This is a genomic window from Erythrobacter sp. S158, assembly GCF_057364915.1.
In genome coordinates this window covers 2,568,655-2,585,086 of sequence record NZ_CP200279.1, presented here as the reverse complement: position 1 = coordinate 2,585,086, position 16,432 = coordinate 2,568,655, and the positions used below count along the sequence as shown (strand labels likewise).

Genomic DNA, 16,432 nt, shown 5'->3' with positions numbered 1-16,432 from the left:
CGTTGCGAAAGAGGGGTTTGGCGAGGTGCTCGAAGGGGCTTTTGCGCCGCTTCGGGAAGCTTCCGACGACGGGGTGAGCGCGGGAACTCCAGCCCTTCCCGCGCCAATTTACGACCCCGGCAATTCCATGCCGACAGCCGGAAAAACATTGCCTGATCGACCGGGTCAGGCTGCTGGCGAGTTGGAACCGCAAGCCGCCGCGACGACCCGGTTGGTGGGCAATCCCGCTCCCGTTCCAACAGGTCCCATCCGATCGCCTGAACGCGGCAGTGAAGCCGAAGGATTCGTCCCGCAACCTTCGCACAGAGGCGATGCGTCGCGCGGTGAGGCCGAACCAACTGCGGCTGGCTCCAAGCGACCTACTCCCGCAACGCCTTCGTTACCGCTGCCTGCCGATCAGGGTGGGGAACGCGAATTCGGCGGGGACATACCCGTTCGAAACGAGCTTCCAACGAGCTCTGGCGCTTCGCTGCGCGTTCAGGACAATCCGACCATTGAGCCCGAGCAGGTCGACGCGGAACCAGGGCTGGCGAAGCAGGCGCCGCAGCCTATGCCAATCGTGGGTTCTAGGAAAACGTCCGAAGAGGCCGACCAACAACAACCCCGCCGACCAACTCCATCGCCGCCTCTCGCTCAGGAACGTTCGCAGCCTGCCGAGCCACGCCCCCTCCCAACAGTGCCTCAGCCCATGGTTGCCACGCTCACCGGAGGCGGATCACTACCAGCTCCTCCGCAAGAGACCGCGCCGCCCAATAAGACGCCCAGCCAGCGCCACTTTCGAGCAGAGTCAGTGCAAAATAAGGATGCGGCACCGCCGGGCGCGGACAGTCGCTCGATAGAAAAACCCGCTTCGGAGGCGGCGCCCACTTTCGCACCAAAGGACCCAGTTGAGCCGACTCCGGCCAAGCTATCACAGAGCGTCTTGGGCGAGTCCGCGGGTTCGCCCTCGCTTACTTCCACCTCTCCAGGCACATCATCGGTTCAACAGCCGCAGGCGCAGGCTCAATCCTCATTGCAGGCTCTGGCCCAGGGCCCGGTTGCCGGGCCGCAAGCGGGCAGCGACATTCGCTCCGAAAGCCGTCCCGCGTTCGCCCTTGAAAGCGTGATCGATCATCTCGCCGAAGCCCGCGAAACCGGTCGTACGGCAAAGTCCGACGTCACGCTTCGCCATCATGACTTTGGCGCCATCAATGTGCGGCTCGAAGCAACCGGGTTCGACCTTCGCGCGACCTTGTCGGCACGTGATCCGGGATTTGTCATCGCCGCTCAATCAGCTTTGGCCGACAGAGCCATCGTGGCCGCTGGCGAGGGCACCGCAACTCAATCTCAACGCGGGCACGAACATTCGCCCGGCCAGCAAGGCCAGCCGGGTCAGAACTCGCATTCCGGACAACCCGGCGCGCACGGTGAGCCACGATACGGGTCATTCCTTGGGTCAGGGCAAGGCTCCCCTCAACCATACTCGGCGCAAATCATGGACAGCGATGAAGAGGCTGATCTGATGCCTGCACCTCCCACGCAAGAAAGCGGCGGCGGTTCAGCTCACGACAGCGACCTGTTCGCGTGAGTGAAGCGTGATGCGCAAGAGGATCTGATCGAGCATGGCAAGCGACAAGGATGACGAGACCGACAAGAAATCGGGCAAGGGGCTGATGAAGATCGCTCTTGGCGGCGTCTTCCTGCTCGTGGCGGGTGCCGGCGGCGCTTATGCTGCGGTGGCGTCGGGCGCTTTTGGCGATAGCGGGGCAAGCGGTCCCGATCTTCCCGAATATGTCCGCAAGGGTGAGAGCGACCCCTACGCCTTGCCAAGCAGCGACAAGGGCGACGAGGGAAGCATCGTCTACGGCGATGGCGGTAGCGAATATCGCACCGCTTACTACAGCTTTGACGACAGCTTCACCGCCAATCTCGCAGATTCTCCGGCGCTCATCCAGGTAGAGCTCGCCGTATCGACCCGCCGAGATGGACGCGTGTTGCAGTGGGTGCAGGCGCATGAGCTGGCGCTGCGTTCAGCGATCCTCGGGCAACTGGCCGCGACATCGGAAAGCGAGATCTATTCGGTTGAAGGAAAGGATGCGCTTGCCGCTCGGCTTACTGAGGCGGTCAACGATGTGCTCGAGGAAAACGAGGGCTTCGGCGGGGTGGATGCGGTCCATTTCAAGGGGATTCTCGTCCAGTGAACATGCAACGCATCTCGGCTGAAGACGTCACGCATGCGCGCGCCATCGCATCGCATTGCGCTGAACTGACCTGGCGTGGGCCGCGGCCAGAAGAGCGTGCGCAGGCGATTTCGACCTGGTGCCGCGATCTTGCGCAGGAATTGGCGCAAGAGCTCGCGCCGCTCCTATCCGGCGGGAAACTCAATGTCAGCATTGCTGAACCCGAACAGGTAGGGGCGCAGGATGTGTTCGACCTGATCGGACCGATTGCAGTCAACTGTCTGCTGCGCTGCGGCGAGGGGGACCAGACGGTGCTTTTCTCGCTCGACTACGCAACCGCGATCGGGCTGACCGACTGCTCGTTCGGGGGAGAAGGTACCCTGCCAGACGAGGCTCCTTCGCAGTTGCCCCGTTCAGCCGCGATGCTGGTCGAACAGTTCGCAGCAACGGTCGCTCAAGCGATTGTCATGACCAATGGATCAGCCGAGCGCGCGCGGGGCGATGTGCTTGTCAGGAGCGAGAGCGTAACCCGGCTCAAGCCCTTCGGTGCCGACGCCGACGTTGCGCTGTTCAAACTCACAATCACTAGAGGTGAGAGCGCAAACTGGTGCGCTCTCTTCGCGGTGGCGAGCGACCGGGTCGATGGCCTGCTGCCCGGCCTCGAAGCAGTTCGCATCCGCTCTCGCAGCCTCGAAGGATCAGGAGACTTCGAGCGCAGCGGGTTTGCCGCGATGCCGCTGACCCTTGAGGCGGTGGTCGGCGAAATTGACCTGACGCTGGGGCGGCTGGAGCAGCTCAGGCCCGGCGACGAAATACCGCTCACCATCTCACGCGATTTGCCGCTGCGCATCGGCGAGACTGTCTTTGCACGCGGGAAAGTGGGCCGTCTCGACAGCAATCTTGCATTGCGCGTTACCGCGCTTGGTGAAGCCTCAAGGTCGCAAGGCAAACAAGCTGGCCACGGGCCTTCCGGGTCAGCGCCAGCGAACTCTTCACCTCAAGCTTCACTCGAAACGTCACCCGAAGCTTCACGAGGGGCAGCGACATGAACGCTCTCAATCCCGCTCTCAAGCGCTTCGGCGATGTTACCGTTCGGCTGTCGGTCGAACTCGGACGCACCGAAATGCCTCTCAAGGATGTGCTCGCCATCGACGAGGGAAGCGTCGTACCGCTCAACCGCCTGACCGACGAATTGCTGGACGTAACCGCCAATGGCCGCGTGGTCGCGCGCGGTGAGGTCATCGCGCAGGACGGACGTTTCGCATTGCGGATCGTCGAGTTGGCAGGCGACCCGTCAGCCGAGGAGCCGATCCCGGCTGCGCTGGGCGACATGCCCGTGGACCCGCCCGCATGATGACCGAGTATATCCTTCGGCTTGCATTGCTCTTGCCGCTGCTTGGCGTGCTGATCTGGGGCAGCTTGCGGCTTGCGCGAAGCCTGCAGTCTCGTCTGGTCAGCGGCGCTGGTAGCGAAGGCCGGGCTGTGGAACTGGTCGAGACGAGCCTGTTGGCACCGGGCCTCAAACTCGCCGTCGTTCGCTTCCATGACCGTGAGATCCTGCTTGGCTGTTCGCGCAACGGTTTGGTGCCGTTGGGCGAGGCCGACGCGCGCCGCCAGCCTGACGCTCAAGCCGGACAGCAATGATGCGCCGTCGCATTCCTATCGGCGTCGGCGCTTGCTTCTCAGCGTTAACCATGTTCGCTCTGCCCGAAGCCGCCTTGGCAGCCTCAGGCGACCCGGCAGGTATCGGCAGCGCGATTGAACGTGCGCTCGGCACCGATGGCACTGGCGGGGACACGCCGCTCAGCTTCTCGATCCAGCTCCTGCTGGTGATGAGCCTCCTCACGATCCTTCCTGCGATGGTGCTGATGATGACGAGTTTCCTGCGCATACTGATCGTGCTTTCGATCCTCAGGCAAGCCCTGGGCCTACAGGGCTCTCCGCCGACACAGGTTCTGGTGGGCTTGTCGCTTTTCCTCTCACTTTTCGTGATGGCCCCCACGCTCGACACGGTAAGTGAGCTTGCGATCGAACCCTATTCAGCCGGCACGATCGAAGCGGACGCTGCAATCGCTAGCGCGGGCGAGGCGTTCCACACATTCATGCTGCGTCAGACGCGCGAGGCAAATCTCGTCATGTTCGCCGATATTGCCGGTGTCGGCGCATTTGCAGATGCCGATGCGATACCCTTCTCGATCCTTTTGCCCGCATTCGTGACGAGCGAACTCGAAACGGCGTTCCAGATTGGCTTCATGCTGTTCCTGCCTTTTCTCGTGATCGATCTGGTCGTTGCGAGCGTGCTGATGAGCCTTGGGATGATGATGCTTTCACCAACCATCATCTCGCTTCCTTTCAAGCTCTTGCTGTTCGTGCTGGTCGATGGCTGGTCGCTCCTGATGGGCAGCCTTGCGATGAGTTTCGCCTGAGGAGCCCGCGGTGCAGGATGATGCTCAACTGCTGGCTCTTGCCGACCAGACCTTGTGGGTCACCGCCTTGATCGTTGGGCCGGTGTTGCTTTCTGCGCTCGCGGTGGGCCTGATCGTTGGGATCATTCAGGCTGCGACTTCGGTCAACGAACAGACGCTGACCTTCGTCCCCAAGCTTGCAATCACCGCGCTGGTCTTCGTGATCTTGGGCGGAACGATGATGGCCCTGCTTGGCGATTTCATGCGCGAGATTTTCGGCCAGATCGCGGCCATTTCGACCTGATCGATAGCGCGCGATGAATGTTCTCGATTTCGGTTTTTCAGGGCTCGAGGAGCAACTGTGGCAGATCCTATTCCTCTCGATCCGCTGCGGCGCAGCTTTGCTTGCGGCTCCCATGGTCGGCGGAATGGTGGTCGCGCCGCAATTCCGCGCACTGATAGCGATCGTGCTGGCGGTGTTCGTATCGATATGGATCCCCTTGCCGCCGCTTCCAGAGATGATGAGCTTTGCCGCGGTACTTGCGGTGGTGCAGGAGGTCGTCATCGGGGCAGCGCTCGGCTTTGTCCTGCAGGTCGCTTTTGCAGTGCCGCTGATCGCAGCAGAGCAAATCTCGGGCACGATGGGCCTCGCGATTGCAACATCGATTGATCCGGCAAGCGGGGCCCAGTCCGGCGCTCTTGGCACCTATTTCGGGCTGATCCTGACCTTGCTCTTCTATGCGATAGGTGGGCACCTCTTGTGGTTCGAGCTGCTGATCGAAAGCTATCGCATCCTGCCCGCTGGCACCCACGCATTCGCCGAGACGAGCGCGCGCGACATCGTAGCGTTCGCAGGATACGGCATAGCCACTGCCGCCGCGATCGGTTTGCCCGTCGTTCTGGTGCTCTTGTGCGTGCAGGTCGTGACGGGGACGATCTCCCGCTCGGCGCCGGCGCTCAATCTGTTTGCGCTCGGCCTTCCGGCCGGGGTGCTCGCGGGGATCGCCGCGCTGATTGTCGTGATGCCGATTGTGGTCGAACAATTCACCGCGCTACTCGCCGCGACGCTTGAGCAAGCAGAGGCGCTGACCGTGCCCAAGGTGCCTGCATGAGCGAGGAGACGAATGGCGAGAAGCGGTTCGACCCCACGCCCAAGCGGCGCAGCGACGCGGCCAAGAAGGGCGATGTCCTGCGATCAAAAGAGGTCGCCACTGCCGCCGTGATGGCAGCGGGCACTTTCATGATCCTCACCATCGGGCCGTGGCTGCTCGATGCGATCGAAAGGGTGGCGCGTGCTGCCTTCGGGTTTGATCCGGCTGGACTAGGCGACTTCGCGCCCGGAGACATAGTCTCACAGATCGCGCAGGAGGTTTTGCCTCCCATCTTTGCAATCGGGCTTGTCGTGATCGCGGTCACGGTGGGTTCGCAGATGCTGCTGGGCGAAGGGCGCTGGGTGCCGCAAAACCTCAAGCCCAAGCCATCGCGCATAAATCCGCTTTCGGGTCTCAAGCGCATTTTTGGCATGCAGGGACTGATCGAACTGGGCAAGTCGATCCTGAAGCTCCTTTTGCTCGGCAGCATCGCGGCCTGGTGGGTTTCGGGGAGCCTCGAAGGTCTGCTTGGTCTTGGTCGCGGAACCTTGGATGCGCAGCTGGCTTTCGCCTGGGATGCGATGACGACGCTGGTGGCGATGCTTGTTGTCGGGCTGTTTGTAATCGCTGTCGTCGACTATCCGCTTCAGAAGCTCCAGCGCGACAAGCGGCTCAAGATGAGTTTCCAAGACCTCAAAGATGAAAACAAGCAATCCGAAGGCTCGCCCGAAATGAAGATGGCGCGCCGCCAGCGCCAGCGTGATCTGTCACGCGGAAGCATCGGCAAGGCGATGAAGGAAGCGCAGTTCATCGTGGTCAACCCGATGCACTTTGCCGTTGCCCTGACATACGATCCGGATCTTGCACCCGCTCCCGTAGTGTTGGCCAAGGGACGCGGTGAAACGGCGATGGCTATGCGTGAGCTTGCAAGCGAAATCGAGCTGCCCGTGCTGCACTACCCCCAGCTTGCGCGCGCGCTCTATTTCACGACGCGGGCAGACCAGATGGTGCGCGAAGAGCTCTACGTCGCGATTGCAGCGCTGGTGGCTTTCGTGATGTCGCTCAAGCGCGGTGAACGACCTCGCAAGCCGGCGGTCGATGTGCCTGCAGGTCTTCAGTTCGATACGGACGGAAAGCTCACTAATCCCGCTTAAGTCCAGTCCCATGCGACCGTTCTTCGATCCATGGACAATCCCGGCTCATCGATCATTTCCGCATTCGGCGCTGGCAGCGGGGTGGATTTTGTCCAGCTCGCCGACCAGCTTTCCGAGGCCACATACGCCTTTCAGCGCAGCAATCTCGAGACGCGCAATCAGGGGTTGGAGGCGCGCATTTCCTCCGCCTCGCTCCTGCGCAACGCGCTGACCCAGCTGTCGAGCGCGCTTGGCGACCGGGTTCGAAACGGCGAGCTTGCGCCGCGCGCGAACGTTTCGGACCCTGCGATTGTTGACGTGTCAACAACCTCTGGGGTGGTGCCGCGCGGCAGCTATTCGCTTGAGGTGAGCCAACTGGCGGACAGCCAGCTGCTCATTTCGCAGGCCTATACATCGGGTGATGATCTTGTCGGTGAAGGGACGCTTCGCATCCGCTTTGGCGAGGTGAACGGTGCGACATTCTCCGAGGATGGTGGGCAAGCGGCGCTCGAAATTGCGGTAGATGCGAGCGACACGGTCCAGACGCTCGCAACCAAGATTTCCTCGGCAAGCGGAGGAGCGCTGCAGGCTTACGTGGCCGAGGGTAATGGCGGCGCGCAACTGGTGATCAAGGGTGAGGATGGCGCCAGCAATGGCTTCGTTGTCGAGGCCACCAGCGCTGCCCTTCTTCCGACCGCGACGCCGGGCGATCTCACCTACCTCAGCTGGGATCCAGCAACCGACGCAGGCCAGTTGCGCCAGAGCGCGCGTGATGCGCTCTACACACTCGATACTGTTGAATATTCGAGCCCGAGCAACACAGTCACAGACCTTCCCGAAGGTCTGAGTTTCGACCTCAAGGCGACCAATGTCGGCGCGCCGACCACAATTACCTTCAGCAACGATACCAGCGCGATCACCGATGTGATGAACGATTTTCTGGTGGCGCTGAACGATCTGGCGGGTCTGCTTGCCGAAGAAGCAACGCCGCTTGGCGGGACGCTTGGCAACGATCCCGGCGCACGCGAGTTGAAACGCGACCTGGCGCGCCTCACCAACGAAGTCGTCATGCCGGGAGCTGCACCGGGTGAACCCTCGACGCTCGCCGACCTTGGCCTCAAGACGACCCGAGAAGGCCGGTTCGAGCTGGATACCGAGCGGCTCAATGAAACGCTCAGCAACAATCCCGAGGCCGCAGCCGCGATGTTCACGACCGGTCCGTTCGGCCTCTTCGCGACCATCGACCGACTTGCGCGCGACAACACGACACGCAGCGATCCGGGTTCGCTTGCAGGATCGGTCTCGCGATACGAGGCGCAGGTGGAGCGCAATTCCGACAAGCTGGACCGCATTGCCGAGCAGCAAGAGAACCTGCGCGAGCGGCTGACTCGCGATCTGGTGGCAGCGGAACGCCGAATCTCCGCCTCGCAATCAACGCTGAGCTTCCTCGAGCAGCAGATCGAAGCCTGGAACGGATCGAACTAAGGCGGCCAGAGTAATGATGCATAAATTCGCGACAAACCCTGCGAAGGCCTACCGCCGGATCGACCTCGACGCCCGGATCGAGGCGTCTTCTGGCGGCGACTTGACGCTTATCTGCCTTGAGGAGGTTGTGGCGGCGCTGGGGCAGGCGCTGTTTGCGCTCGAACGGGCTCCCGATGAAATCCCGAACGAGCCTTTGGCCCGGGCCCACGGTATTGCGATCTGGCTCGCGCGCAGTGTCGCGCCCGATAACCCGATGCGCAGTGCATTGGTGCAATTTTATGGCGGGCTGGTCACGACCCTCACGCGCAACCGCGTGCGACCTTCGGTTGAAGAGCTGACACAGGTGAGAACCGATTTCGCCGACCTGCTTGAGGCTGCAAAGTCCGCCTAGGCGTTTTCAGCCTCGGCGATGATCGTCGCTGCGTCTTCGGGGTCTTCGAAGGGGTGGAAGTGGGTCATGTCAGGGCGATAGAGGTCGGTGCCATTCGGGATTGTTCCGGCGAGACCCGGCCAGCTCGGCGATCCCTTGAAATCCGCGAGCCCCGTCTGCTTGGCCCGAACAACTGTGACCGGAATTTCGACCGCCCTTGCCGCATCGAAAATACCGGCATTGCTGCGGCTCGATCCGTAGACGCTCGCTTCCATTTCGGGCGTGCAGGCGAGCACGAAATCGCCTCCGGTCCGTTCAATCAGGCCATGGCGGCAATAGTCTTCGAAAACGCGGGGCGCGAAAAGGCTGTAGGGTTCGCGCGTGCGAAACCGCTCCATCATCGCCTCGGGCGATGCAAAGTCGCGCTTGCGGCGGATCGCAGGGTGGGGCGCATCGCCAAGGCTGCCTGCCGACCCTTGCGAATAGTACTCCATCGGAAGGATCACTGGATCGAACAGGACGAGGCGGCTAAACGCCTCGGTGCGGTCTGCTGCGGCCTGCAACAGCACATGCGCGCCCATTGAATGACCCACACCCACAGCGCGGCGGATGCGAAGCTGGTCGAGGAACGCGGTCACATCGTCCACGAACGTTTCCCAATGGCTCACCGGCCCGCCTTCGCTTCGACCGTGACCGCGAAGGTCGAGCGCGATCACGCGGCGGTCGGGAAATCGCTCTGCAATCGCGCTGTAGCAGCGGCCGTGAAAGCCTGTCGCGTGCGCGATCAGCAGCGGGGGCTCCTGATTGCCGGGCGCTGCGCGCCACTCGTAATAGGACAGCGCGATATCATTGACCCGGACGCTGCGGGTGACCGGCTTGGCATTGTCAGGCATTGCGAGGGCTATTCGATCTCTTCGTCTTCGGGGGCAGGCTCATCAGGCAGCGCGGCCTTGAGCATGAAATAGCCCGCGAACGCTGCGATCAGCGATCCGGAGAGCACGCCGAGCTTGACCGCGTCAACCTGTGCCTGGTCCTCGAATGCGAGATTGCCGATGAACAGGCTCATCGTGAAGCCAATTGCCGCAAGCAGCGAAAGCCCGTGGATTTTGCGCCAGCCCACGCCTTCGGGAAGCTTGGCAAAGCCAGCCTTCACCGCGACCCAGGCAAAACCGACAATCCCGATCTGCTTGCCGACTAAAAGGCCTAGCGCAATGCCAAGCGGCAGCGGCTGCAACAGGTCGGCAGGTGACAGTCCGATCAGGGTGACGCCTGCATTGGCGAACCCGAAGATCGGGATGATGACGAACGCGACCCATTTGTGCAGCGCATGCTCCATGTGTTCGAGCAGGTTCGAGCCATCGCGCGCCACCATCGGCACCATCATTGCGGCCGTCACCCCGGCAAGCGTCGCGTGGACGCCGGACTTGAGGATGAACACCCACATGACGACGGTGAGAAGGACATAGGGAATGACCGATGCGATGCGCGCGCGGCCCAGCGCGAAAAGCAGGGCCAGCACAATGCCGCCTCCGATCAGCATGTCGGTCTTGATCTCGCCGGTGTAGAACAGCGCGATGACCGTAATCGCGCCGATATCATCGATCACGGCGATTGCGAGAAGCAGCGCCTTCATCGCGACCGGCACACGCGGGCCGAGCAACGACAGGATACCGAGCGCAAAGGCGATGTCGGTCGCCGCCGGAATGGCCCAACCGCCTATGCTTTCGGGCGAGTTCCAGTTGAAGGCGACATAGATGGCCGCCGGAATCCCCATACCGCCGATGGCCGCGGCGAGCGGCAGGGAAGCTTTGTCCCATGAGGAAAGCTGCCCATTAATGATCTCGCGCTTAACTTCGAGACCGATCAGGAAGAAGAAGATCGCCATCAGCCCGTCATTGATCCACAGGATCAGGCCCTTATTGATGGCAAAGTCGCCGAAGGACACGTTGAGCTTGGTTTCAAGCGTGCCGAAATAAAATGGTGCAAGCGGGCTGTTTGCGATCAGCAGCGCCAGCGCGGCCGTTGCTATCAGGACGATCCCCCCGGCGCTTTCCTGCTTGAGGAAATCTTTGAGCGCTGCGCTCACTTTGCTGATCATGAACCGTCTTCCCGTGCTGGCTTGCAGTAATCCCTTAAGTGCCAACGCAGGACGCGGTCAGGCGTTCCTGCGTGGCGGGGTCTCATTGACAATTGCCCCCGCTTGGTTGAACCCGCGCAGGGTCCACCCCATCCTTAGGCGATCCCACCCACTTTCTTCGGAGTTCTTCTTGCGCGATCCTTCCGCTCATCGCGATCCTCATGCTCAGGACACGGGCGAGGCGTCTTTGCCGAGCACGTCCGAGTTTCGAAAGCTGATGGGCCAGTTTGCGACCGGCGTGTGCGTGGTCGCGGTCGAGACGGAAAGCGGCGGCGTAGCGGCGATGACGATCAATTCGCTCGTCTCGGTCTCGCTCGAGCCGATGCTACTGTGCTGGAGCCTGCACAATTCATCGAGCCAGTTCGACCTGTTTGCCAAGGCTGAACGCTTCACGATCAGCATCCTTGCCGAAGACCAGGCCGAACTGGCACTGCGATATGCCGCTCGCGGCGACAGTCGACTGGTCGCCGACGACTTCGCGACAAGCTCAACCGGGCTGCCCTCGATCATCGGTTCGGTCGGCCATTTCGAGTGCCGCCAATATTCGAGCCATACTGCCGGCGACCACACCATGCTTCTCGGCGAAGTCACCGCGATGAGCCCGCTCCCTGCGACAGAAGGCGAGGAAGAGGCAGGCGTTTCGCCGCTTGGCTTTTTCAAAGGGCGCTTTTTTAGTATCGGCAACGAATGAGTGATGAGATTTCCGCCGAATCGCAAGATGATACGCGAGAACAGCTGCTAGACGCGGCCCACGCTCAATTTGCCGAACGCGGATTTTACGGAGCCAGCATCGCCCAGATCGCCGGCGAGATCGGGCTGACCAAGCAAGCTCTGCTTTACCACTTCAAGCGCAAGGATGATCTCTATCGCGAGGTTCTCAAGCGCATCGCCGACCGCCTGTTCGAGGTGACGCGGGCGAGTCAGAACGCCGGGGTGTCGCCCGCGCAACGCTTCGAGGACGTTATTCTAGCCGTCTATGAGCGCGCGGTAGCAAACCCGCTCGATACCAAGCTGCTAATGCGCGAATTGCTGGAGGACCAGCGCAGCGAAGCGCCCGAGGGCGACTGGTTCTTCAAGAACTGGCTTGGCGAACTTATCGCCCTGCTCGAAACGGTCGAGGGGCAGGCTGACCTGCCGATGGCCGACAAGATCGCGCGGGTTTACCTGCTTATTTCGGCGATCCAGTTCTACGCCGGCTCGGATGCGGTTCTTGCCCGGTTTTACGGGAACGAAGAGTTTGACCGGATCGGGGAATTCTACCCGCATGAACTGCGCCGGCTGGTGAGACGCCTGCTCACCAATGGTCACGCAGCGACTTAATACAAGATCATTTGAGTGCAGCGGAACAGCGCCAGTTTGCGCCCGGTTTCCTGATGCATGACGGTTGAGCTCCACACCTGCGTCGTGCGTCCAAGATGGTCGGGGTCGGCCCTGCCGATAAGCGTTCCCTCGCTTGCGGTGCCGAGGAAATTCGATTTGAGCTCGATGGTGGTGTAGCCCTTCGCGCCTTCGGGCAAAACCTGCCCCGCCGCAAAGCCGCATACGCTGTCGGCAAGCGCGATCATGCTGGCTGCGTGAAGGGAATTGGCTCCTGAGCGCAGGTGATGCTGTTCGATCACCATTTTCGCTTCCAGCCACCCCTCGCCTTCGTCGGCCAGCGTGATCCCCATATGCGGGACGAGGCCACCGGCGGGTGGATGAAAGCGAGGATCGCTCATGACTTCAGATGCTTTGCATGCCAGTCGATGTGTTCGGCCATGAAGGTCGAGATGAAGAAATAGGAGTGGTCGTAGCCCTCCTGCATCCGGATATCAGCAGGGACGCCGTTCGCCTTGCATGCATCGACAAACCGATGGGTCTGGAGCTGTTCCTCGAGGAAATTGTCTGCCGTCCCTTGGTCGATGAGGATGTGATCATGCCTTGCGCCGCCCTCGATCAAGGCGACCGCGTCGTGGGCACGCCAGCTTTCGCGGCCTGCTCCCAGATACCGCCCGAGCGCCTTCTCTCCCCACGTCACTTGCGACGGCGCAACGATCGGCGAGAACGCGCTGATCGAGCGGAATCGTCCCGCATTGCGCAGGCCGATTGTGAGCGCGCCGTGGCCTCCCATCGAATGACCGGTGATCGACTGGCGACCCGTGTCGATCGGGAAATGCTGCGCGACGAGGGCGGGCAGCTCCTCCTCGATATAGGTGCGCATCCGGTAGTGTTTGGCCCACGGTTCTTGTGTCGCATCGACATAGAAGCCAGCGCCCTTGCCAAAATCGTATTCGTCTGCGGCATCGGGAACATTATCGCCGCGTGGACTGGTGTCGGGCGCGACGAAGATGATGCCGTGCTTTGCGCAGGCTTCTCGATATTCGCCCTTCTCCATGACGTTGGCATGCGTGCAGGTGAGGCCGGACAGATATGTCAGAACGGGAAGCCGTGCGCCCTCTTCATGGTCGGGCAAGAAGACCGCAAAGGTCATGTCGGTCGAAGTTGCCTCGCTCGCATGCCGATAGACGCCCTGCGTGCCGCCATGGCTGCGGACTTCGGAAACGGTTTCAAGCGCCACTCTCAGACCTCGACCGGTTTGAAGGCAGTGGTCTCGTCACCCGTGTTGGGCGTGCCGTCGGCATCCATCACCAGCAGCTTCACCTCTCCTGAGCGCGCGCAGGGACGATGCTCGGTACCGCGTGGGACGACGATGAGGTCGCCGGTTGTCATGTGCTCGGTGCGGTCACGGAACTCCATATCGAGCTCGCCCTCGATCACGAGGAACAGCTCGTCCGTGTCATCGTGCTTGTGCCAGTGAAATTCGCCTTCGACTTTGGCGAGCCGCACCTCGTTGCCGTTGTAGCGAGCCGCGAGGCGCGGGGCCCAGTGCTCGTCGAACAAAGCGAACTTCTCGGCAAGACGGACCTTCTCGGCCATCAATAGACTACCACGCTGCGAATGCTCTCGCCTGAATGCATGAGGTCAAAGCCCTTGTTGATCTCTTCGAGGCTCAAAGTGTGCGTAATCATCGGGTCGATGGCGATCTTGCCGTTCATGTACCAGTCGACGATCTTGGGAACGTCGGTGCGTCCCTTGGCACCGCCAAAGGCGGTCCCGCGCCAATTGCGCCCGGTGACAAGCTGGAAGGGCCGCGTTGCGATCTCCTTGCCTGCCTCGGCCACCCCAATGATGATCGAGGTGCCCCAGCCCTTGTGACAGCATTCGAGCGCGTCGCGCATCACGTCGGTGTTGCCGGTGCAATCGAACGAATAGTCCGCACCCCCATCAAGCAGCTCGACCAAGTGCGCGACAACGTCCGAGGTCTCCTTGGGGTTCACGAAGTCGGTCATGCCGAACTTCTCGCCCCATTCGCGCTTTGCAGGATTGATATCGACGCCGACGATCCGGTCGGCGCCCGCCATCTTTGCACCCTGAATGACATTGAGCCCGATCCCGCCAAGCCCGAACACGACGACATTGTCGCCCGGTTCGACCTTGGCCGTGTTGACCACCGCGCCAACGCCCGTGGTTACTCCGCAGCCGACATAGCAAGAGGTTTCGAAGGGAGCGTCGGTGCGGATCTTGGCGACCGCGATCTCGGGAAGGACGATGAAGTTCGAGAAAGTCGAACAGCCCATGTAGTGGTAGATCGTCTCGCCCCGATAGCTCATCCGGCTCGTACCATCGGGCATCAGCCCCTGTCCCTGCGTCGCGCGGATTGCGCTGCACAGATTGGTCTTGCCCGAAAGGCACATTTTGCACTGGCGACATTCGGGCGTGTAAAGCGGGATAACGTGATCGTCGGGTGCAACGCTGGTTACGCCTGCGCCCACTTCGCGAACGATCCCTGCGCCTTCATGGCCAAGCACGCTGGGGAAGATCCCCTCGCTGTCGAGCCCGTCCAGCGTATATGCGTCGGTGTGGCAGATGCCGGTTGCCATGATCTCGACCAGAACCTCGCCAGCCTTTGGCCCCTCAAGGTCCAGCTCGACAATTTCGAGCGGCTTTTTCGCTTCGAAAGCTACGGCTGCGCGGGTTTTCATCGGGCTCTCTCCATCAAGTGAGAGAGCGGCCTAGCACAGCGGCAAGTGCCCGCAAGAGCGGGTTTGACCGTGCTGCATGTCTGACTTGAAAAATGGTGCGGTCGAGAAGACTCGAACTTCCACGGGCGTTAGCCCACAACGACCTCAACGTTGCGCGTCTACCAGTTCCGCCACGACCGCACTCGGGGTGTCAGGGCTGCGCAAATTCGCTGCCGCCCTTGGTAGGAGCGCGCCCCTAGCAACAGGTTTGAGGGTGCGCAAGAGCTTTGATGCATTGCCGCATGACTTGGTGCGTTTGGTAACCCTTGGCGAGCCGCTGTCCCGCTGCGGGACCGCGTTAACAGCTCGCTTGCAGAAATGGTAAATCGGTCGGTAACCATTGGGTATGAGCTTCACCGCTGCCTTCCTGATGATCGCCCAGAGCGCCGCCCCTTCGGTCGCTGTTGCGCCAGCCGAGCAAGCATCGGGTGCATCAGTAGGAGGCGTGAGCGTTCAGGCAAGCGCCAGCGCCCGGATCATCCGTTCGGTTGAAATCACATTCGACGAAAAATCGGGTATCAAGGTCACGGGCAACGCGCAAAACCACACGCTCCAGCGTAGTCGCGACGACGCGGGAACTTATTGGATCGAATTCAGCTGAATGACCGGCGCCCTTAGCTGGGCGACCATCCGATTTCCGCAGCCTGCGCCGCTGGGGGAATGTCGGTCACTGCCTCGGTCACGTTGAGACTTTCGCCCGGCGCAAGTTCGCGCTTCGAGGGCACGACCACCCAGGAATAGACGTTCTTCTCACGCGCATCGCGGAAGACGACCAGCACGCTCGGCACGCTCTGGCTTTCCTGCGAGACGTTCGAGATGCTGCCGCTCACCCGGAAAATCTCTTCCCCGCTTTCGAGCGTTTCCTTGCGCTGCCGTGCTTGCGGGAAGTCGAGGACCAATTCTTCCTTGCCGATGCCGAAGGTCGGTTTGCTGATCGGAAGCCAGTCGGGAAGGCCGTAATAATTGACTGCGACGGCGGTGCCGCTTGCCAGTAGCGCAAAGACCCCTGCGGCGATCGTCCACATCTTGAGCGAGTTGCGGCGGCGCGAGAAGGGCGGGCTGTAGTCGAACTGCGAGCCCCCTTCCTCGTAACCATAGTCATCGTCAAAAGCGGCTTCGACGTCTGCGTCGCCATCCACATCGCTGAATTCGCCCGCCAGGGGATCGGTTTCGGACTCGAAGCTGCTTTCGACCTCTGGTTCAGGCTCAGGCTCTGGAGGCACAGGCTGCGCTTCTTTCACGTCAGCCGATTCAGGTCGATCGGATGTGCGCCAATGGCTGATCGATGGGCTTGCCGCCTCGTCGGGCTCGGACGTGGGCTCCGGGCTCTCTTCGGCTTCGGCTACCGGTTCAGGCTCAGGGGCAGGAGGCGGCGCCGGTGGTGGTGGTGGTGTCGGCTCGGGCTCGGCGACAGGAGCGGCGGCTGCTTCTTTTTCGAGATCGAGCGGCACTGGCTCCTGGAACCAGCTGTGCTTGCATTTTGCACAGCGCACGGTCCTGCCCTCAGCGCCAATCGCGCTTTCCGGGACGACATATCGTGTCGAGCACTCTGGGCACGAAATGATCATTTCGACAAATGGCATGAATCAGC

21 protein-coding genes and 1 tRNA gene are annotated in these 16,432 nt (G+C 61.6%); 14 read left to right on the top strand and 8 right to left on the bottom strand.

Going from position 1 to position 16,432, the window contains the following annotated elements; translation table 11 throughout:
* Nucleotides 1-1,012 precede the first annotated feature (1,012 nt).
* The 11 genes from AC0V6T_RS12585 to AC0V6T_RS12535 are packed head-to-tail and all read left to right on the top strand — an operon-like array spanning nt 1,013 to nt 8,664.
* On the top strand, nt 1,013-1,567 hold the full coding sequence (locus AC0V6T_RS12585; RefSeq protein ID WP_486127364.1) for a hypothetical protein: 555 nt from the start codon (nt 1,013-1,015) through the stop codon (nt 1,565-1,567).
* 34 nt (nt 1,568-1,601) lie between these two features.
* The gene (locus tag AC0V6T_RS12580) at nt 1,602-2,180 is read left to right on the top strand and encodes a flagellar basal body-associated FliL family protein (protein ID WP_486127362.1); all 579 of its coding nucleotides are present in this window, start codon (nt 1,602-1,604) and stop codon (nt 2,178-2,180) included.
* Between the two features lie 2 nt (nt 2,181-2,182).
* Entirely contained in the window at nt 2,183-3,208 is a 1,026-nt protein-coding gene (locus AC0V6T_RS12575; RefSeq protein ID WP_486128592.1) for a FliM/FliN family flagellar motor C-terminal domain-containing protein, read from the top strand.
* A complete protein-coding gene (fliN, locus tag AC0V6T_RS12570) occupies nt 3,205-3,513 on the top strand; it encodes a flagellar motor switch protein FliN (RefSeq protein WP_486127360.1) in 309 nt (102 codons plus the stop codon). The genes AC0V6T_RS12575 and fliN overlap by 4 nt, the downstream gene beginning before the upstream one ends.
* Nucleotides 3,510-3,803, top strand: a complete 294-nt coding sequence (locus tag AC0V6T_RS12565) for a flagellar biogenesis protein (protein WP_486127358.1) — start codon at nt 3,510-3,512, stop codon at nt 3,801-3,803. Before fliN ends, AC0V6T_RS12565 begins: the two co-directional genes overlap by 4 nt.
* Before the next feature lie 50 nt (nt 3,804-3,853).
* Nucleotides 3,854-4,585, top strand: a complete 732-nt coding sequence (gene fliP, locus AC0V6T_RS12560; RefSeq protein ID WP_486127356.1) for a flagellar type III secretion system pore protein FliP — start codon at nt 3,854-3,856, stop codon at nt 4,583-4,585.
* 10 nt (nt 4,586-4,595) lie between these two features.
* Nucleotides 4,596-4,868, top strand: a complete 273-nt coding sequence (gene fliQ, locus AC0V6T_RS12555) for a flagellar biosynthesis protein FliQ (RefSeq protein WP_007166110.1) — start codon at nt 4,596-4,598, stop codon at nt 4,866-4,868.
* Nucleotides 4,869-4,881: 13 nt separating this feature from the next.
* Nucleotides 4,882-5,676, top strand: a complete 795-nt coding sequence (locus AC0V6T_RS12550; RefSeq protein ID WP_486127354.1) for a flagellar biosynthetic protein FliR — start codon at nt 4,882-4,884, stop codon at nt 5,674-5,676.
* Nucleotides 5,673-6,809, top strand: a complete 1,137-nt coding sequence (locus AC0V6T_RS12545; RefSeq protein ID WP_486127352.1) for an EscU/YscU/HrcU family type III secretion system export apparatus switch protein — start codon at nt 5,673-5,675, stop codon at nt 6,807-6,809. Before AC0V6T_RS12550 ends, AC0V6T_RS12545 begins: the two co-directional genes overlap by 4 nt.
* Before the next feature lie 30 nt (nt 6,810-6,839).
* Nucleotides 6,840-8,273 carry a flagellar filament capping protein FliD gene (gene fliD / locus AC0V6T_RS12540; RefSeq protein WP_486127350.1) on the top strand — a complete coding sequence of 478 codons (1,434 nt, stop codon included), beginning with the start codon at nt 6,840-6,842 and terminating at the stop codon, nt 8,271-8,273.
* 13 nt (nt 8,274-8,286) lie between these two features.
* A complete protein-coding gene (locus AC0V6T_RS12535; RefSeq protein WP_486127348.1) occupies nt 8,287-8,664 on the top strand; it encodes a hypothetical protein in 378 nt (125 codons plus the stop codon).
* Here the strand turns inward: AC0V6T_RS12535 and AC0V6T_RS12530 are convergent.
* Nucleotides 8,661-9,536, bottom strand: coding sequence for an alpha/beta hydrolase (locus tag AC0V6T_RS12530; RefSeq protein ID WP_486127346.1), 876 nt, complete (start codon nt 9,534-9,536; stop codon nt 8,661-8,663). The genes AC0V6T_RS12535 and AC0V6T_RS12530 overlap by 4 nt on opposite strands.
* Nucleotides 9,537-9,544: 8 nt before the next feature.
* Entirely contained in the window at nt 9,545-10,741 is a 1,197-nt protein-coding gene (gene nhaA, locus AC0V6T_RS12525) for a Na+/H+ antiporter NhaA (protein ID WP_486127344.1), read from the bottom strand.
* Between the two features lie 169 nt (nt 10,742-10,910).
* On the opposite strand from nhaA, the gene AC0V6T_RS12520 reads away from it, so the two are divergent.
* Both AC0V6T_RS12520 and AC0V6T_RS12515 read left to right on the top strand, forming a co-directional pair.
* Complete coding sequence (locus AC0V6T_RS12520) at nt 10,911-11,471, top strand: flavin reductase family protein (protein WP_486127342.1); 561 nt, start codon at nt 10,911-10,913, stop codon at nt 11,469-11,471.
* On the top strand, nt 11,468-12,100 hold the full coding sequence (locus tag AC0V6T_RS12515) for a TetR/AcrR family transcriptional regulator (protein WP_486127340.1): 633 nt from the start codon (nt 11,468-11,470) through the stop codon (nt 12,098-12,100). The genes AC0V6T_RS12520 and AC0V6T_RS12515 overlap by 4 nt, the downstream gene beginning before the upstream one ends.
* Here the strand turns inward: AC0V6T_RS12515 and AC0V6T_RS12510 are convergent.
* The 5 genes from AC0V6T_RS12510 to AC0V6T_RS12490 all read right to left on the bottom strand — a co-directional run bounded on the left by AC0V6T_RS12510 (nt 12,097) and on the right by AC0V6T_RS12490 (nt 14,982).
* A complete protein-coding gene (locus tag AC0V6T_RS12510; protein WP_486127338.1) occupies nt 12,097-12,498 on the bottom strand; it encodes a PaaI family thioesterase in 402 nt (133 codons plus the stop codon). The two genes, AC0V6T_RS12515 and AC0V6T_RS12510, sit on opposite strands and share 4 nt — an antisense overlap.
* Complete coding sequence (gene fghA / locus AC0V6T_RS12505) at nt 12,495-13,337, bottom strand: S-formylglutathione hydrolase (protein ID WP_486127336.1); 843 nt, start codon at nt 13,335-13,337, stop codon at nt 12,495-12,497. Before fghA ends, AC0V6T_RS12510 begins: the two co-directional genes overlap by 4 nt.
* A gap of 2 nt (nt 13,338-13,339) precedes the next feature.
* Nucleotides 13,340-13,696: a cupin domain-containing protein gene (locus AC0V6T_RS12500; protein ID WP_486127334.1), complete on the bottom strand. Its 357-nt coding sequence runs from the start codon at nt 13,694-13,696 to the stop codon at nt 13,340-13,342.
* Entirely contained in the window at nt 13,696-14,802 is a 1,107-nt protein-coding gene (locus tag AC0V6T_RS12495; RefSeq protein ID WP_486127332.1) for an S-(hydroxymethyl)glutathione dehydrogenase/class III alcohol dehydrogenase, read from the bottom strand. Before AC0V6T_RS12495 ends, AC0V6T_RS12500 begins: the two co-directional genes overlap by 1 nt.
* Nucleotides 14,803-14,895: 93 nt before the next feature.
* A tRNA-Leu gene (locus AC0V6T_RS12490) sits at nt 14,896-14,982 on the bottom strand.
* Between the two features lie 205 nt (nt 14,983-15,187).
* Between AC0V6T_RS12490 and AC0V6T_RS12485 the strand changes: the two genes are divergently transcribed.
* Nucleotides 15,188-15,442 carry a hypothetical protein gene (locus AC0V6T_RS12485; protein ID WP_486127330.1) on the top strand — a complete coding sequence of 85 codons (255 nt, stop codon included), beginning with the start codon at nt 15,188-15,190 and terminating at the stop codon, nt 15,440-15,442.
* A gap of 13 nt (nt 15,443-15,455) precedes the next feature.
* Here the strand turns inward: AC0V6T_RS12485 and AC0V6T_RS12480 are convergent, their stop codons facing one another.
* Complete coding sequence (locus AC0V6T_RS12480) at nt 15,456-16,424, bottom strand: zinc-ribbon domain-containing protein (protein ID WP_486127328.1); 969 nt, start codon at nt 16,422-16,424, stop codon at nt 15,456-15,458.
* Nucleotides 16,425-16,432 lie beyond the last annotated feature (8 nt).

What these genes read in the sequence shown, in the direction of transcription:
- AC0V6T_RS12580 (WP_486127362.1), top strand. Translation starts at nt 1,602, where the DNA reads ATGGCAAGCGACAAGGATGACGAGACCGACAAGAAATCGGGCAAGGGG.
- AC0V6T_RS12575 (WP_486128592.1), top strand. Translation starts at nt 2,183, where the DNA reads ATGCAACGCATCTCGGCTGAAGACGTCACGCATGCGCGCGCCATCGCA.
- fliN (WP_486127360.1), top strand. Translation starts at nt 3,205, where the DNA reads ATGAACGCTCTCAATCCCGCTCTCAAGCGCTTCGGCGATGTTACCGTT.
- AC0V6T_RS12565 (WP_486127358.1), top strand. Translation starts at nt 3,510, where the DNA reads ATGATGACCGAGTATATCCTTCGGCTTGCATTGCTCTTGCCGCTGCTT.
- fliP (WP_486127356.1), top strand. Translation starts at nt 3,854, where the DNA reads ATGTTCGCTCTGCCCGAAGCCGCCTTGGCAGCCTCAGGCGACCCGGCA.
- AC0V6T_RS12550 (WP_486127354.1), top strand. Translation starts at nt 4,882, where the DNA reads ATGAATGTTCTCGATTTCGGTTTTTCAGGGCTCGAGGAGCAACTGTGG.
- AC0V6T_RS12545 (WP_486127352.1), top strand. Translation starts at nt 5,673, where the DNA reads ATGAGCGAGGAGACGAATGGCGAGAAGCGGTTCGACCCCACGCCCAAG.
- fliD (WP_486127350.1), top strand. Translation starts at nt 6,840, where the DNA reads ATGGACAATCCCGGCTCATCGATCATTTCCGCATTCGGCGCTGGCAGC.
- AC0V6T_RS12535 (WP_486127348.1), top strand. Translation starts at nt 8,287, where the DNA reads ATGATGCATAAATTCGCGACAAACCCTGCGAAGGCCTACCGCCGGATC.
- AC0V6T_RS12530 (WP_486127346.1), bottom strand. Translation starts at nt 9,536, where the DNA reads ATGCCTGACAATGCCAAGCCGGTCACCCGCAGCGTCCGGGTCAATGAT.
- nhaA (WP_486127344.1), bottom strand. Translation starts at nt 10,741, where the DNA reads ATGATCAGCAAAGTGAGCGCAGCGCTCAAAGATTTCCTCAAGCAGGAA.
- AC0V6T_RS12515 (WP_486127340.1), top strand. Translation starts at nt 11,468, where the DNA reads ATGAGTGATGAGATTTCCGCCGAATCGCAAGATGATACGCGAGAACAG.
- AC0V6T_RS12510 (WP_486127338.1), bottom strand. Translation starts at nt 12,498, where the DNA reads ATGAGCGATCCTCGCTTTCATCCACCCGCCGGTGGCCTCGTCCCGCAT.
- AC0V6T_RS12500 (WP_486127334.1), bottom strand. Translation starts at nt 13,696, where the DNA reads ATGGCCGAGAAGGTCCGTCTTGCCGAGAAGTTCGCTTTGTTCGACGAG.
- AC0V6T_RS12495 (WP_486127332.1), bottom strand. Translation starts at nt 14,802, where the DNA reads ATGAAAACCCGCGCAGCCGTAGCTTTCGAAGCGAAAAAGCCGCTCGAA.
- AC0V6T_RS12485 (WP_486127330.1), top strand. Translation starts at nt 15,188, where the DNA reads ATGAGCTTCACCGCTGCCTTCCTGATGATCGCCCAGAGCGCCGCCCCT.
- AC0V6T_RS12480 (WP_486127328.1), bottom strand. Translation starts at nt 16,424, where the DNA reads ATGCCATTTGTCGAAATGATCATTTCGTGCCCAGAGTGCTCGACACGA.